The sequence below is a fragment of the Streptomyces sp. NBC_00076 genome (assembly GCF_045041235.1).
Lineage (GTDB): Bacteria > Actinomycetota > Actinomycetes > Streptomycetales > Streptomycetaceae > Streptomyces.
The window spans coordinates 3416060-3430243 of record NZ_CP108242.1 but is presented as its reverse complement, the minus strand read 5'-3'; the positions used below and the strand labels follow the sequence as shown (position 1 = coordinate 3430243).

At 67.7% G+C, this 14184-nt stretch carries 14 protein-coding genes; 12 read left to right on the top strand and 2 right to left on the bottom strand.

Translation table 11 applies throughout. The features are described 5' to 3' along the window. Positions 1–3: 3 nt before the first annotated feature. Positions 4–1047: a major capsid protein gene (locus OHA64_RS15640; protein WP_405613335.1), complete on the bottom strand. Its 1044-nt coding sequence runs from the start codon at positions 1045–1047 to the stop codon at positions 4–6. 13 nt (positions 1048–1060) lie between these two features. After that, complete coding sequence (locus tag OHA64_RS15635) at positions 1061–1474, bottom strand: head decoration protein (protein WP_405613333.1); 414 nt, start codon at positions 1472–1474, stop codon at positions 1061–1063. Positions 1475–1794: 320 nt separating this feature from the next. Here OHA64_RS15635 and OHA64_RS15630 point away from each other — a divergent pair, with 320 nt between their 5' ends. The 12 genes from OHA64_RS15630 to OHA64_RS15575 all read left to right on the top strand — a co-directional run bounded on the left by OHA64_RS15630 (position 1795) and on the right by OHA64_RS15575 (position 14130). Then, positions 1795–2034 carry a hypothetical protein gene (locus tag OHA64_RS15630; protein ID WP_405613331.1) on the top strand — a complete coding sequence of 80 codons (240 nt, stop codon included), beginning with the start codon at positions 1795–1797 and terminating at the stop codon, positions 2032–2034. Further along, positions 1958–2971 (top strand): competence protein CoiA family protein, encoded by a 1014-nt coding sequence (locus OHA64_RS15625; RefSeq protein ID WP_405613329.1) that lies wholly within the window; start codon positions 1958–1960, stop codon positions 2969–2971. The genes OHA64_RS15630 and OHA64_RS15625 overlap by 77 nt, the downstream gene beginning before the upstream one ends. A gap of 663 nt (positions 2972–3634) precedes the next feature. Next, positions 3635–4078: a DUF6093 family protein gene (locus tag OHA64_RS15620; RefSeq protein ID WP_405613327.1), complete on the top strand. Its 444-nt coding sequence runs from the start codon at positions 3635–3637 to the stop codon at positions 4076–4078. Beyond that, the gene (locus OHA64_RS15615) at positions 4075–4497 is read left to right on the top strand and encodes a DUF6093 family protein (protein ID WP_405613325.1); all 423 of its coding nucleotides are present in this window, start codon (positions 4075–4077) and stop codon (positions 4495–4497) included. Before OHA64_RS15620 ends, OHA64_RS15615 begins: the two co-directional genes overlap by 4 nt. A gap of 101 nt (positions 4498–4598) precedes the next feature. Further along, complete coding sequence (locus OHA64_RS15610) at positions 4599–4976, top strand: hypothetical protein (protein WP_405613323.1); 378 nt, start codon at positions 4599–4601, stop codon at positions 4974–4976. A 4-nt stretch (positions 4977–4980) separates the two neighbouring features. Further along, positions 4981–5418 carry an HK97 gp10 family phage protein gene (locus tag OHA64_RS15605; protein ID WP_405613321.1) on the top strand — a complete coding sequence of 146 codons (438 nt, stop codon included), beginning with the start codon at positions 4981–4983 and terminating at the stop codon, positions 5416–5418. Between the two features lie 208 nt (positions 5419–5626). Then, a complete protein-coding gene (locus OHA64_RS15600; protein WP_405613319.1) occupies positions 5627–5911 on the top strand; it encodes a hypothetical protein in 285 nt (94 codons plus the stop codon). 131 nt (positions 5912–6042) lie between these two features. After that, entirely contained in the window at positions 6043–6528 is a 486-nt protein-coding gene (locus OHA64_RS15595; protein WP_405613317.1) for a hypothetical protein, read from the top strand. A gap of 16 nt (positions 6529–6544) precedes the next feature. Beyond that, positions 6545–7126 carry a hypothetical protein gene (locus OHA64_RS15590; RefSeq protein ID WP_405613315.1) on the top strand — a complete coding sequence of 194 codons (582 nt, stop codon included), beginning with the start codon at positions 6545–6547 and terminating at the stop codon, positions 7124–7126. 333 nt (positions 7127–7459) lie between these two features. After that, positions 7460–12283, top strand: a complete 4824-nt coding sequence (locus OHA64_RS15585) for a phage tail tape measure protein (protein ID WP_405613313.1) — start codon at positions 7460–7462, stop codon at positions 12281–12283. Then, positions 12283–13185, top strand: a complete 903-nt coding sequence (locus tag OHA64_RS15580) for a phage distal tail protein (RefSeq protein ID WP_405613311.1) — start codon at positions 12283–12285, stop codon at positions 13183–13185. The genes OHA64_RS15585 and OHA64_RS15580 overlap by 1 nt, the downstream gene beginning before the upstream one ends. Positions 13186–13200: 15 nt before the next feature. After that, positions 13201–14130: a hypothetical protein gene (locus tag OHA64_RS15575; RefSeq protein ID WP_405613309.1), complete on the top strand. Its 930-nt coding sequence runs from the start codon at positions 13201–13203 to the stop codon at positions 14128–14130. Positions 14131–14184 lie beyond the last annotated feature (54 nt).

Genomic DNA, 14184 nt, shown 5'->3' with positions numbered 1-14184 from the left:
CTTTTAGAAAACGGTCGCGGCGATGTGGATGTCCGGCACGTACAGCACGGGCATCGCAGCAGCGGCAGAGATCGTGGACAGCTGGACAGGTGTACGCGTCTGCACGTGAGTGGTGATCACGATGCCGGGGGCCTCGTCGGCAGTGATGACTCCCTTTCCGCGCAGCTCGATCGCCTCAGCAGTCAGACCGTACTGGGTCTCGCCCCACTGTTCGCGGCGCGGCGGGATCATCGCCCACAGCGACTCCGGGGTCGTGCGCACCAGGTTGTCACTGCTGTCGTACGCCTGCACGTCGTAGGTAGTAACGGGCGGCAGGTTGTACTTGGCGCGGACCCGGTTGACCTCCTCCGGAGCGAGCATCCCGGTCGGGATCTGCTCGGTGGACGGCGAGTTGTGGAACGCGGCCCGGTACTCCGCCGTGGACCCGAGCAGCGACAACGCCTTCTCCGAGCTGATGACCCGCTCCGGACGCGGGGCGCCGATGCTCTTCAGGTACTGGATCCACGCCAGCTCGTCGGTGATCGGGGTGGCCGCATCCGATTGGGACCACGGCACCGCCACCATCGGCCGGTTGGCGGCCGGCACCTTCCAGTCCACGTCGAGGGCGACCCCGGGCAGGGACACCACGCCGGTGGACAGCATCTGTCCCGCGGCGATCTCCATGGCTGCCTTCGTGGCCTCCACGTGCTGTTCGAGGTCGTCGTACAGCAGGTCGAGGAACTCGCTGGTGTCCTGGCCGCGGTCGACGGCGGAAAGGATGATCTGGAGCTCGGAGAACGGCAGCTCCTGGCCGACCCAGGGCAGCATGCCCTCGTTGATGACCTGCTCGGCACGCCGCTTGGCGAGGGCCGGCGCGGCTTCCCACGCGCGGAATTTCGCCGCGTTGACGCGCCGCTTGCTGCTCTTCGTACGGAACTTGACGTTGTCAATGTTCCGTTCGGCGAACACCTCGCGGGTGAGGAGGTAGTCCTCCGGCGTGGTGATCGCTCGGATGAACGCCTGGATGTCCTCGGGGACGATCGCCTCAAGAAGCATTTCAAGTGCCATGGGGCCTGCCTCCTTACCGGTAGTGGATGAATGCCGTCGTGTTCGCGGCCGCCGGGGGCGCGAAAGCGACCGGCAGCTTCGCCGCGTACACCTCTCCGCGCCACAGCAGTGCGCCCGCGGTCTTCACGGAGCCAGGGGTGAATGCGGTCTCGGCAACGAGGAATCCGGCGAGGATCTGGGTGCCGTCACTGGCCGCGGAGTTGTACGGGGCGTACAGACCAGATGCGGTGATCTTGCCCAGCGGGACGCCGGACTTGATGATGTTGCGGGGTTGGTTGAGCGTGCCCACTGTGAAGTGGGTGCCTGTCGTCAGCTTGGTGGTGTCGACGGTGATCGTCTGAGCTTCGTGGACACCGTCCAGCGAAGCCAGCCACGTCCGGTCGTCGGTAACCGTCGTGGTGGTGGTGAGGACCTGGTAGTCGCTCACAACGTCTCCCTCGTGGGTGCGGATCGGATTCCTCCCGCACCCGGCGCGAGCGGCAAGGGGCGGTGTCCACGAGATGACGACGGCCGAGCCGCGCCAGGGCGTGGTCCCTGATCAAGCCCAACCGGCGTCCGGAAGAGCGTCCACGGTTTGAGGGGGCGTGGTCCCAGAGCCATGTCTCGCTGATGTGGTCAGTCGCTGATGAGCCCTCGTCGTCGGGCCATTTCGAGACCCGCCGCTCCGCGCCTGGGTGGAGTGCCTCCGCGCCTCGGAGGGCCACCGGCGGGAGATCCGCCCGGAGCGGGCGGCACAGTCTCCCGAGCTTGGCCGAACAACTCGGGACGCCGCCCCTTCAGTTGCTCAGCGGCAGCGAAAACGGCCGCCTCGTCGGCGTCGGGCTGGTCGTGAAGGGCACGGTCGATCAGGAGCACCGCGTCATCAAGGTCATCCCCGGCCGCGCCGAGTCCTCCGAGGGCGGCACGCCGGATGGCGACGCGCTCCCTGGCCAGGGCCTGCGCCTCGCGCGTCTCTGCCGAGACGCAGACCGAGGTCCACATCGGTGACCGCCCCCTGGAACAGTGGCGGGCGCTCGGCTACGGACGGCGAGAGAGGGTGGTGTGCTTCTACTGCTGGCGCGGCATCGACGCCCAGACGGGCACGAAGGTGCCACTGCTGGCCCGCGGCCGCATCGGCGGCCTGGTCCGGCCCCACTTCGCCCACCCGGCCGGAACCGCCCCGCCCGGCGGGCACAGCCGCGAAACCGTCTGGCACATCAACGCCAAACACCGCCTCGCCCGCTGGGCGGCCACCCTCCCCAACGTCACCCGGGTGCGGTTGGAGCAGTGGACCGAGCATCGCGACCGCCGCGCCGACGTCCACGTCGTCCTCGACGACGGCGCCCGCCTCGCACTGGAAGCCCAGCGCGAGCTGATCACCGATGAACTCTGGCAGGCCCGGCACCGCGACTACGCCGCCGCCCGCGTGCGGGACGTCTGGTTCATGCGCCCGGACACCCGCATCCCACACGTCCTGTTCGCCGAGGGCACCCCGGCCTGGACGCTCTACCACCGCGACGAAACAGCCGAGGCCCGGCTCGGAGAACCCCACAAGCGCGGGACGCAGTGGTGGACGAAGAACCTGCGCCTGTTCGGACCGCACCACCCGCCATGTGCCGGCGACCCAGTTGTCCGCGAACGCTTCCCGCTCGCCGACCTCGGCCTGGACGCCGACGGCGTGACGTTCCCGCCCGCGATGACCGAGCGCCTGGCCGAACAGGCCGCCCGCGTACGGCGAGACGCCGACCAGGCCCGGCGCCAGCAGGAACAGGCCGAACGGTGGCGCCACGAAGCCGTCACCCGACCGGCCCGGCCCTGGAAGCCCACCCCGCTGCCGCCCGTGCGGCCGATGCCCCGGCCCGCGGGCGGGGGCCCGTTCTGCGAGGTCTGCCACCGTCCGCTCGCTGAGCCCCTGGTGCCCTACGGGCGGCACATCATGTGCTGAGCAGAGCCGGTCAGCCCTGCTCCCGCCCCTCGTTCACCAGCTCGTGGCACGCGAAAGATGCGTGCGCGTCAACCAGTGAGCCCGCCACCCTGGGACTGTGAGCGAAGCACTGGAAGACCCCGACGACCCGACCCGCCTGCCCCCCACGGCGCTCGGACTGGAACAGCATCGCCGTCATCGGCAGCCCCCACGAGGACGACTTCGGCGTAGCCCTCGGCTACTTGCAGGCAGCCGACATCCTCGCGAGTCACTGGATCTGCAACGGCACGAACGATGCGCTGCCTGTCCCGATCTACTCCAACTATCGGCACGGCATCGAGCTGTCCCTGAAGGGGTGCATTCGCGTGGCGGCAAGCTGCCTGCGCCGCGACGGCGCCGAACTCCCGCCGGGAGAGCCCGACAAGCTCGTGAACGCCTGCCGACTGGTGCTGTCCCAGCCCGTTGCGGCGACACGCCGGTCGGTTTGCCCTCCTCGAGCAGAGGTAGAAGTCCGGGTCGAACCCGCGACCGACCGTCACGTTGGCTACAGAGAACTACTTGTGACTCGGTTCGCCGTTCATTAACGGCACCCTGATTGAAAGGAGCCAAGGAGGCGGGTAACTCCAAGGCGTGAGCGGCTGTTGGGGATTCAGACTGCCAGCCAGCGGCACTACGCTCGAACGTATGAACGAACCTGCCGAAGGGCTGACCCTGGGGGCCGTCAGCGACCTGATCGGACGCAAGATCCTCACTGACACGGTACGTATCAGCAGGGATGGCGAGCCGGTCTTCAACCCCGACACGGGTCAGTACGAACCTGGCCCGCCCGTCATCATCTACGAAGGTCACGGCGGCATCTTTCCGAACGGTGACCCTGGGATCGTCCTGCATCTGGAAGGGCAGGCGTACGTCGACGACTCCACCTCGAAGTACAAGCTAATCACGCCGCTAGACGCCCCGGTGGCGTCGCGCGCGGACACGGTGAGCGTCGTCAACGCCGCCGATCCTGCGGCTGTCGGCCGTACGTGGCGCGTCCTCGACGTCGGACAGACCTCCACCCTGGCCGTGGTGCGTACGACGTTCCTGGACCAGAACACGCAGTCCAGCACTTCAGGCGGCACCTCGTGAGCACGCCGATCGACACGGAGGCGGAACGAGAGAGGCTGGAGTCGACGCTGCTGGTGGACACGGTACGGATCACCCGTCCAACGGGAGCGCCCCAACTCGATCCATCGACCGGTCTCCTGGGGCCCGTGCCGACGGAGGCAATCTACGAGGGGCCGGGAGCTGTCCTGTCCGGTCATGGCCAGGTGACCGCGCAGCACGTTCTCGGGCGGGAGTGGCTGGACGATACGGTCAGCTGGTATCGGCTCCTCACGCCGATCTCGGCGCCGGTTCCCGTTCGATACGACCGAGTGGAGGTCGTGGCCGCAGCAGGCCAGCACGCGGCGACAGCGAATCGGGTGTGGCAGGTCCTCGATCCGTCGGAGGCGTCCACGGTCGAGATCGTTCGAGTGACTCGCCTCGACGAGATCACCCCTCCGTAGGCGGCTGGCGAGCTGGGCTGTCACCAGATACCCGTAAGCTCAGATGGGTGCCAACAGATCAGAATTCAAAACCTATTTCTCCCGAGGGTGAGCCCCTGCCGGTGCGCGTCACCGGGCAGGGGCATACCGCCGTCGTGGAGATCGGCGGTCACGACGTCTCCCGGGACCTCGCAGCTTATTCACTGGCCCACCGCACGGGCGACGTACCGCAGATGGTCATCGAACTCTCCCCGAGATCCACGGCGACCGGTGTGTTCGCGGGCCTGGCGCACGTCGTCATCGGCGACCCACCGGACCCTGGTCCGGCAGCGGCTGCCTTCCTGTCCGCGATCAGTCCCGCCGAACTGGAGAAGGCCGCGCTCGACCGTCACGACCTCATGGACGGCCGGCCGCACGAGCTGACCCGCGCCATGCTCGCCCTGTTGCAGGAATGGGCTCTGGGCCAGTGGGACGAGCCGGAACCGGAAGACGGGCAGTGAGTCATTGGCGTCCTCACTGAATCCGCACCCCAACGCCCACCCTCTTGCGGGTGCCTACTCCAACGCGTTCCAGATCGCCGCGCAGCTCGACGCCAGGGCGGCGCGCACTCTGCCTGAGGTCACCGCCACCGTCCAGCACTACGCGATGCTGCTGGAGACCAGGATCAAGGCCAAGGCCAGCGGCCGGCCGGGCCCCAACGCGCCCACGGGCGACTACCGGCGCTCCTGGACGCACGAGGTGTCCACCGACGGGTTCTCCGTCACGGCGGTTGTCGGCACGAACAAGCCCCAGGCCCGACGCCTGGAGTACGGCTTCGTCGGTGCCGACAGCCTGGGGCGCATCTACAACCAGCCGCCCTATCCGCACGTTGGGCCAGCTGTCGAGGAGATCCGGCCGCTGTTCATCGCGGCGCTCGGCGACACCATCGACGACGACTCGTGAGCGACAGCTACGCCACCGGCCGGCAGATCGCCACCCCCAAAGAAGAAGAGGAGAAGCAGTGCCCGTCTCCGGCAGGGAAGTGTCCCTCACGATCCAGAAGACGCTGGCCACAGCAACCGGCCGAAGCTGCGGGTACGGGACCGCTCCTACGGCATCAAGTACCCCCACTGGCGCCGCGATCCCTTACAGCGTGCTCTACCCGTTGGGTGTGACGACGAGCGGCCCGCCGTACGGTGACGGTGACGCCGACGCCCGCGTGCTCATCCAGGTCACCTCGGTCGCCTCAACTGCCGAACAGGTCGAGTGGATGGCCGACAAGGTCCGCACCGCGCTTCTCGCGCGTTCAAGTGGCAGCTACGCCAATTCCATCACCATCACCGGCTACGCCGTGATTGACCGTGAACTGGACAAGGAGGAAGGGATCTCCGTCAGCGGCGGCGTATACAGTTACGTCCAGCGGTACGTCCTCACTGTGACCACTCTCGGGTCCTGACGTTCCAGCCACCTCACCGCGGAGGCATCTCGCGGACGCCCGGCCACCCGGCACGGGCCGATTCCCCCTTCATGAGGGCCGGCCCGGCGTGTGCACGCTGCGGAACACCGGTTCCCGGAGAGCGAGAATCAGTGTCACAGCAGCGGTTCACCCGTCGCGGCACCACGAAGTTCTTCTTCCTGAAGGACATCGTCTCGAAGGAACTTATCCCGACCCGTCCGGAGCTCGGCGGCACCAACGGGACCGACCTGTCCCCGGCCATCAGCGACATCGAGGGCTTCGCCGTCGAGAACACCCCCATCGATACACCCGACTTGGCGACCGAGTTCACCGGCAACATTCCCGGCGAGGACAAGGCCGACAACTCCAGCCTCACCTTCTACGAAGACAAGGTGGACAACGCCCTGGAGACACTCCTTGCCAAGGGCGTCGAGGGGTACGTGGTCATCCTCCGCAAGGGCGACATCCCTGCGTCGAAGTCCATGGACATCTTCCCGGTGCGCGTCGGCTCCCGGTCGAGCACGTACACGACGGCCTCCGAGCCGGCGAAGTTCAAGGTCAGCTTCAACGTGACCGGCAAGCCCGTCCAGGACGTGGCCATCCCGGCCGCGGCCTGATCGGCGGGGGTGCTGCATGACCACGACCTTCGTTGAACCGCCGGCCGATGCCGTGGCCCGCGATCCGCACTGGGCGGCCAAGATGGCCCGTCTGCGGGCTCGTCGACTTCCCGAGCGCACTGTGTCCTTCCTCGACGACCAAGACCTGAAGCAGCGCGTGACCGATGCGGCGCTCGACATGGCCAAGGCCCGCACCAGTGCCCTTGGCCGGGCCTCCGAAATGGAGGTACCAGCTGGCGAGCGTGAGACCTGGGCGGTCGGCCAGCCGGATGTGCTGGCCGCTCAAGCCGCGCTGGACGAGGCCCGGCGAGCCCTGGCAGCCGGGACCCTCACGCTCACCTTCCGGGCTCTGCCGCGACCCGCCTGGGAGCAACTGCTTCGCGAGCACACCCCCACGGAGGAGCAGGCGGATCTCGGCCACGAGTACAACGTCGAGACCTTCCCCGCCGCTCTCGTCTCGGCCTCCTCGGTGGACGGCATGAGCGAGGCGGAGGCACAGGAACTCCTCGACAGCTGGAGCGACGCGGACGCCAAGGCCCTGTTCACGGCCGCGCTGCTGGTCAACCAGACCATGAGGGCTGACCTGGGAAAAGGCTGATCGCCGATGCCCAGTTCAGGGCCGAGATGGAGCTGTGCCACGCCTACAAACTCCCGCACTCGCAGTTCATGGGTGCGGGGGAGGGCCGGTGGACGGCTTTGGATCGGGCGAAGGCGATGGCCTACCTGGCGTATCAACGCAGCGTCTGCGAGACCTGCGGGACACGGGCCGCCGAGTGGGACGAGAGCCAGGGTGGCGACCGCTTCGCGTACGTGGCCGAGCCTCACCGCTGCGTGGGCTGCGAGGTCATCGAGATGGAACGCGAACACATTCCTGATGGACCAGATGCGCGGGGGCTCAAAATCGGGCTGAGGCCCAGAGAGGCATCCTGACGTGGCTGGCGCCTACACCCTGTACGTGAACCTGCTCGCCTCAACCGGCGGGCTCTCTACCGGTCTGCGGCAGGGAGCGGCGCAACTGCGCGCCTTTGATGGTCAGTTGGATGGAACAGCGACCCGACTGAACCAGGTACGCGTGGCCAGCGACAATCTGGCCCGCGCCCAAGCTGCCGCGTCGGCGCAGATGGTTCGCTCCCAGGCACAGGTGGCCCAAGCTGTGCAGCGGACCACCGCGCTCCAGGAACGTGCAGGCCGTGCGCAAGCGGTGGCAGCGACAGCGGCCCGCCGCGCGGCAGCGGAACAGGCCGCCGTGGCGCCGACGGGAGCGCGAGCCGCACGGGCGCAGGCCCTGGCACAGACGATGAACGCGCGTGCACAGGCCACGGCTGGCGCCGGGGCCGCAAATGCCGCGCGTACCGCCGCTGCCGCTCAGTCGGCCGCCGCCCGCGCCGCGCAGGAACACGCCGAAGCGCAGCGGCGGGCGGCAGCGGCCCAGGCTACGGCGACGCGCGCCACCGGTCTCGCCGCATCGGCCCAGGCCCGTGCCGTGTCCGCAGTGCGGATGCGGGACGAGGCGCAGACCACGGCCGCACGCAACGCGCAGCGACAGGCGCAGCAAGTCGCTCGGGCTGAGGCCCAGTTGGCCGCCGCACGGACCGCCCAGGCTGCGCGAACCGCCAAGAACGGTCTGCTCGTCGGTGCCGCACTCGGCGTCGGCGTGGCTCAGGCGATTTCGCTGGAGCGGGCAATGGCCAACGTGCTGACGATCTCGCAACAGATCACGTCCGAGAACGTCGGAGCCTTCACCGATCAGATCGTCGAGCTGTCCACCCGCCTGCCGCAGACCGCCGACCAGCTCGCCGACGGCCTGTATCAGATCGTCTCGTCCGGCTTCGACGGCGCGGACGCCATGCAGATCCTCGAAGTCGCGGCTCGGGGTGCGGCAGCGGGCCTGACCACGTCGGAGACCTCAGCGCGCGCGCTGCTTGGAGTGCTGAACGCGTACGGATTGTCGGCGTCGGACGCCAGCGACGTCATGGACGTGATGTTCCAGACCGTCAACTACGGCGTCATCTCCTTCGAGGAACTCGCGCAGCAGCTTGGCGACGTCGTACCGATGGCTGCGGCGGCCGGCGTCGAGTTCGACGACATGAGTGCCGCGCTCGCCGCGATCACTCTCACCGGCATCCCAGCCGCCGAAGCCGTGACCGCACTGAACATGCTCCTCACCCGCGTCATGAAGCCGACGCAGGACCTCAAGCAGGCCGTCAAGGACCTGGGCTACGAGTCGGCCGCCTCCGCCGTCGAACAGGACGGCCTGTACGTGGTCGTCAACAAGCTCAACGGGGCGGCGGGAAACACCGCCGAGGGCATCTCGAACATGTGGAAGGACATCCGCGCCACACGTGCCGCTCTTGCCTTGGCCTCCGCCGGGGGACAGAACTATGCCCATACCTACGCGGGCATTGCCAACGAAGTGGCGCGCGCCGAAGCCACGCAGAAGGCGTACGCCCTCCAGACGGGCACCGTCACTGGTCAGTGGCAGCTGGCCTCCAACCAGGCCCGCGCCCTCGCTATCGATGTGGGCCGAGCCCTGCTGCCGGTACTGATGGCCGTTGGATCCGCCGTCCATACCTTCGTCGGCACCATCGAGGATCTGCCCGGACCGATGAAGTCCGTCCTCGCGATGGTCGCCGCGTCCGTTGCGGGACTGCTCCTGCTCCGAGCTGCCTACACGAAGGTCACCGTACAGATCGCCGCGTTCCGTACCGCTCTTGCCGCCACCCAGGCCGGAGGCGCTGTGATGCCCGCCGTGCTGGCCGGCACCAGCCTCGCGGTCACCGGCCTTGCCGCGGTCCTCACCCTCGGCATCGCCGGATACGCCGCCTACACCGCCTCCAAGCAGAAGGCGAAGGACGCCACCAATGAGCTGGTCCAAGCCTTGCAGCAGGAACGCGAGGAGACGACGACCGGGGCCAGCATCAACAAGCTGTACGACCAGCTCACCGCTGACGGCGCACTGAAGGACCTTGAGAAGGTCGGCATCGGCACGACGGAGGCCATCGACGCGATCACCTCCGGCGGGGCGAAGCTCGCCATCCTCCAGAACCGCCTTCAGCAGGACGCCTACGAGTACGCCGGTAAGGCCAAAGCCGGTGATGTATCTGGCGATTACGAGAGCATCACCCAGTACTCCAAAGCGGAGAAGACCCTCAAAGAGCGCCACAAGATGTGGTCCGAGGCAGTCAAGAAAGAAGCCGAGATCGCCCAACAGAAGGCGATCGTCGAGGCGAAGATCAAACAGCAGGCCAAGTCCAGCGGCGGCATCTTCGACCTGTTCTCCCTCGCGGACATCGACCGCACCGGTGCGCCCGAGATCACCGACGAGATGAAGGCACTCGCCGAGGCCGTCGGTGCCGCTGTCGACCCGTCCCGAGCCTTCAGGGACGCACAGACCGCCGCGGGCGAGGCGATGCGCAAAGCCGGGAAGGACGCCGACACCGCCAAGGTGAAGCTGTCCGACTACATGAAGGAGCTGCACAAACAGCTCCAGGCGCAACGCGACTTCCAGGGAAACCTGTCCGAACTCGCGGTGTTCGGCTACGACGACCTCGCCGACCACTTCGCGGAACTCGGCGTGGACGCCGCCCCGATGCTCAACGAACTCGTCGGGCAGCTGAAGAAGGGCAAGACGAAGGTCGCCGACGAACTGCGCGACATCGTGACCGAGGACGCGGAACGGTCCACGGAGGCGTACCGGCTCGGCCTGCAGAAGACCGCCGAGATCACCGAGAAGTACGGCAAGGAGATCGGCCGCGCGTGGGCCAAGGCATCGGAGCGGAACGACCCGGCCGCCTTCCAGAAGGTCACCGAGCAGATGGCCATGGTCGATCTACGCAAGGCGGTGAAGAAGTCCGTCGGCGACGCGCGGAGCGAGTTCGGCCGGGGCATGGACCTCCTCGCAGAGGTCGCCAAGAGGAAAGGGAAGGACGCCGCCGGAGCCTTCCAGGACGCACTTCTGTCAGGCGACACCGAACGAGCCATGGACTCCCTGAAGAGCATCTGGGGAGCGGACGTACCGATCGCGGCACCCGAACTCTCGAAGGTCGTGGCCGCGTTCTCCAAGGCCGGACAGGACGCGAACGCCGAATGGTCCGGGGCGCTGGACCTTATCCGGCAGGTCGCCGCCACCAAGGGCACCGAGGCCGCAACGGCGCTGACGTCCGCCTTGCTGTCCGGCGATATGGCCGCAGTCAAGGTGCAGCTCGACGCCATCGGGCTGTCGGTCCAGAACATCCCCGGCACCAAGTCGGTCACCGTCAACGTGTCCACGAACCAGCCGCCGCCCATCGTCATCCCGTTCCTGATCAAACGGCAGGCCACCTCCGGGGACCGCGACGCCAACGGTGTCCCCGACTTCATCCAGGCGCCGAGCAAGCAAGCCAACGGCTCCGTTCTCGAGTTCTACGCCGGCGGAGGTGTCCGCGAGAACCACGTGGCGCAGATCGCGCGGCAAGGAACGTGGCGGGTATGGGCCGAAGAGGCGGCAGGCCCCGAGGCGTACATACCGCTCGCCCATAACAAGCGAACCCGTTCACGGGCGATCACCGAGGAAGTCGTCCGGCGGCTTGGTGGGAAGAGCGTTGACTGGTACGCCGACGGAGGGCTGACCGGCTGGTCCTACAGCTCCTCCGGCTCGACAGAGCTGGTCTCGGTCTCGTCGATCCGCTCGGACTCCATGCGGAATGTGAAGAAGGGCGGCAAGGAGACCGAGGTCTTCGACCTCAAGCTCTTCGAGAAGAACCTCGACAAGGCAGTGAGGCGAGCCCAGCGGTGGCGTAAGGACCTTGGCACCGTCGCCCGGCGCGCGGGCCAGGACGTTGCAGACGCCCTGGAGGCCATGGGGGAGGACGGCGTCGAACTCACGCACAAGATGGCGACCGGCAGCTCCAAGTACGTCAAGGAGATGACCAACGACCTGGAGAAGTTGGGCGTGGTCGTACGAGCCACGCTGTCCGACTACACCGCCCAGCTGAAGCAGGCCGTCAAGGACCAGGCCGCGTTCGAGAAGAACCTCTCCAAGCTGGCGGCCATGGGCTACGGAGACCTGGCCACCATGCTCGCGGAGCAGGGAGACGAGGACGCGGAGGACATCGCCGCCGAAGCCGCAAAATCCCCGGGCAAGGCCAAGAAGGCCAACACCCAGGCCAGGGCCGCCTCGAAGGCCATCCCCGACGATGACCTCCCCGACCTCGTGGCGATCATCTCCGCAGTCACCTCCAACAAGACCGGAATCCACGACGTGGCCGAGAAGACAGAACTCGACGAGGACCGAATCATCGAGATCGCCACGCTCGGCCGGGCCCGTATCAAGGACGCGCTTGGGAAAAAGGCCGCGCGCTTCCTGTCCGACCTGGACAAGGCCAACAAACAACTCGCGTACGAGGACGGCGGTATTCGCGCCGGCTTGTACGCCACCGACAACGGGATCATCCGCTTCGCCGAGCCCTCCACCGGAGGGGAGGCGTACTTGCCGCTCGGGATGAACAAGCGCCGATCGGCGACGGCCGTCCTGGCGGACGTGGCCAGCAGGTTCGGCTACCAGCTCACTCCGGCGGGCGACAGCGGACTCGTACGACTCGTCGACGCCCGGCCCGCCCCGGTCCAAGTCGTCGTCATCCGCGAGGAGCGGCCCACAGCGCTCGTCGGATCCATGCCCGTGACCGTCAACGGCGGTGCCGACGCCAAGGCAGCTGACCGGGTCGGCACGGAGATCATGCGGCGGCTGCGGAACGCCCAGCGAGGAGGCCGTATCTGATGGCGACGTTCACCCAGCAGTGGCAGGTCGACTTCGCGGGCGTCCTCATGGGCCCCGGCACGCCGTACCCGGTCAGCGAGATCACCGGGCTGGGGACACCCGAAGTCCGCGCCCAGGACGTCGAGTTGCCTACGGACGACGGCTCGTTCCCAGGGGTGGACTACTACAGCCCTCGCATGGTGACGATTGAGGCCGGCATCCGCACACCGGGCGACCCGCAGGCCGCCGTCGACGCGCTCGCCGCACTCGACCAGGCCGCCGCCGACCCGGCAACCCGGAAGAGCGCGGGCGCCCTGCAGACCCTGCGGCTCTGGTGGCCGGGCCGTACCAGCGCCAAACGGCTCTACGGCAGGGTCCGCCGAGTCGAGGCCGTGTCCATGGCGCAGGCCATCTACGGCTGGATCCCGATCACCCTGGAGTTCACCGCGACCGCGCCCGAGTGGCACGACGACAACGAGCAGCAGACCACGTTGCCCCTCGCCCGCGACAACGACGAGGAAGGCTTCACCGCTCCTGTGACCGCACCGATCACGACCGGTGTGGCAAATCCTCAGGAGCGGCCCGGCTGGGTCACCAACGCCGGTGACTTGGCTGCCTGGCCCTCCTTGACGATCAAGGGCCCGGTCGTGAATCCCCGCATCTGGATCACGGAGACCGGCCGTGTCCTCAACCTCGCGCTGACGCTGGGCGAGAGCGACATCCTTCAGATCGACACCCGCCCCGGGACACGCTGGGTGCTGCGCAACGGCGGCAACGCCGCGTACGCCCTGTCTGCCGAATCTCGCCTGGACCTCTTTCAGATCCCGCCCCGTCGGACCAGCGAAGTCCGGTGGACCGGCGCGGACTACACCAACTCCACCCGTCTCACGGTGTCCTGGCGCGACGCCTACACAGCCCTATAAGGAGAGCACCAGTAGATGGCACTGATCCAGCCGCCCATGCTGACCCACGGCGGCACCCACCCCGCGCGCGCCTTCCGGATGATGATCCGCGACCTCGCGTCCGGGAACTCCGGCGTGACCGAAGGAAACGACCTGAAGGTCAGAGAGTGGGCCACCCCCGGCGCCGGCGTGCGTGTCGGCGACGGCTCGGCCGTGGTGGGAGGGGCGGCCTGGGGCCAGGGCTCCTACACCCAGTACAACGTGGGCGACGCCATCGTGCCAATCGCTCCCACGGGCTCCTCGGCTCGATCTGACCTGATCTGCCTGCGCGTCGAGGACCCGGAGTACGAAGGAAACCGAAATCCCGCCGCCGACGACATCGGCTACTTCCATGTGGTGTCCGGCGTCTCCGCCTCGACGAAGACGGTGCCGTCCGGCATGACGGCGATCCCGCTGGCCCGACTCAACCTCCCGGCGAATACGGCCACGATCACCAACGCCATGATCACGGATCTGCGGCAGATCGCGAACCCGCGGCGCGACCGAAAGCTCTACACCGCCTACCCGTCCGCCCTGAGCGAGCTGAAGTACCAGGACAACAAATGGCGGAACTGGCCGGCTGCGGCGAGCTGGGCGGTCCCGATCCCGGCCTGGGCCGTCTCGGCCAAGGTTGTCGTCACCATCGCCGGGCTCCGGATGGCCCGAGCCAACGTATTCGCCACCATGCAGACGAAGCTCGGCTCCGACCTCGGCGAGAACACGGTCATCGACGACAACCAGGGATCCGTCGTCCGCCGCCAAACCGTCGTCATCGCCGACAACATCACCATCAGTTGGGTGCAGCGCGGCACCACCCAGACGCTGTCGCTGCAGACCTACATGTCCAAGGCCGAGACCGGTGATCTGTCGGTCGACGGTTCGACATCGATCATCGCCGACGTCGAATTCACCGAAGGTGTCCTCTAACACGACGCGCACCACCACAAGCCCACCACGGCGCGGGGGAGAGCAAGGACGCGC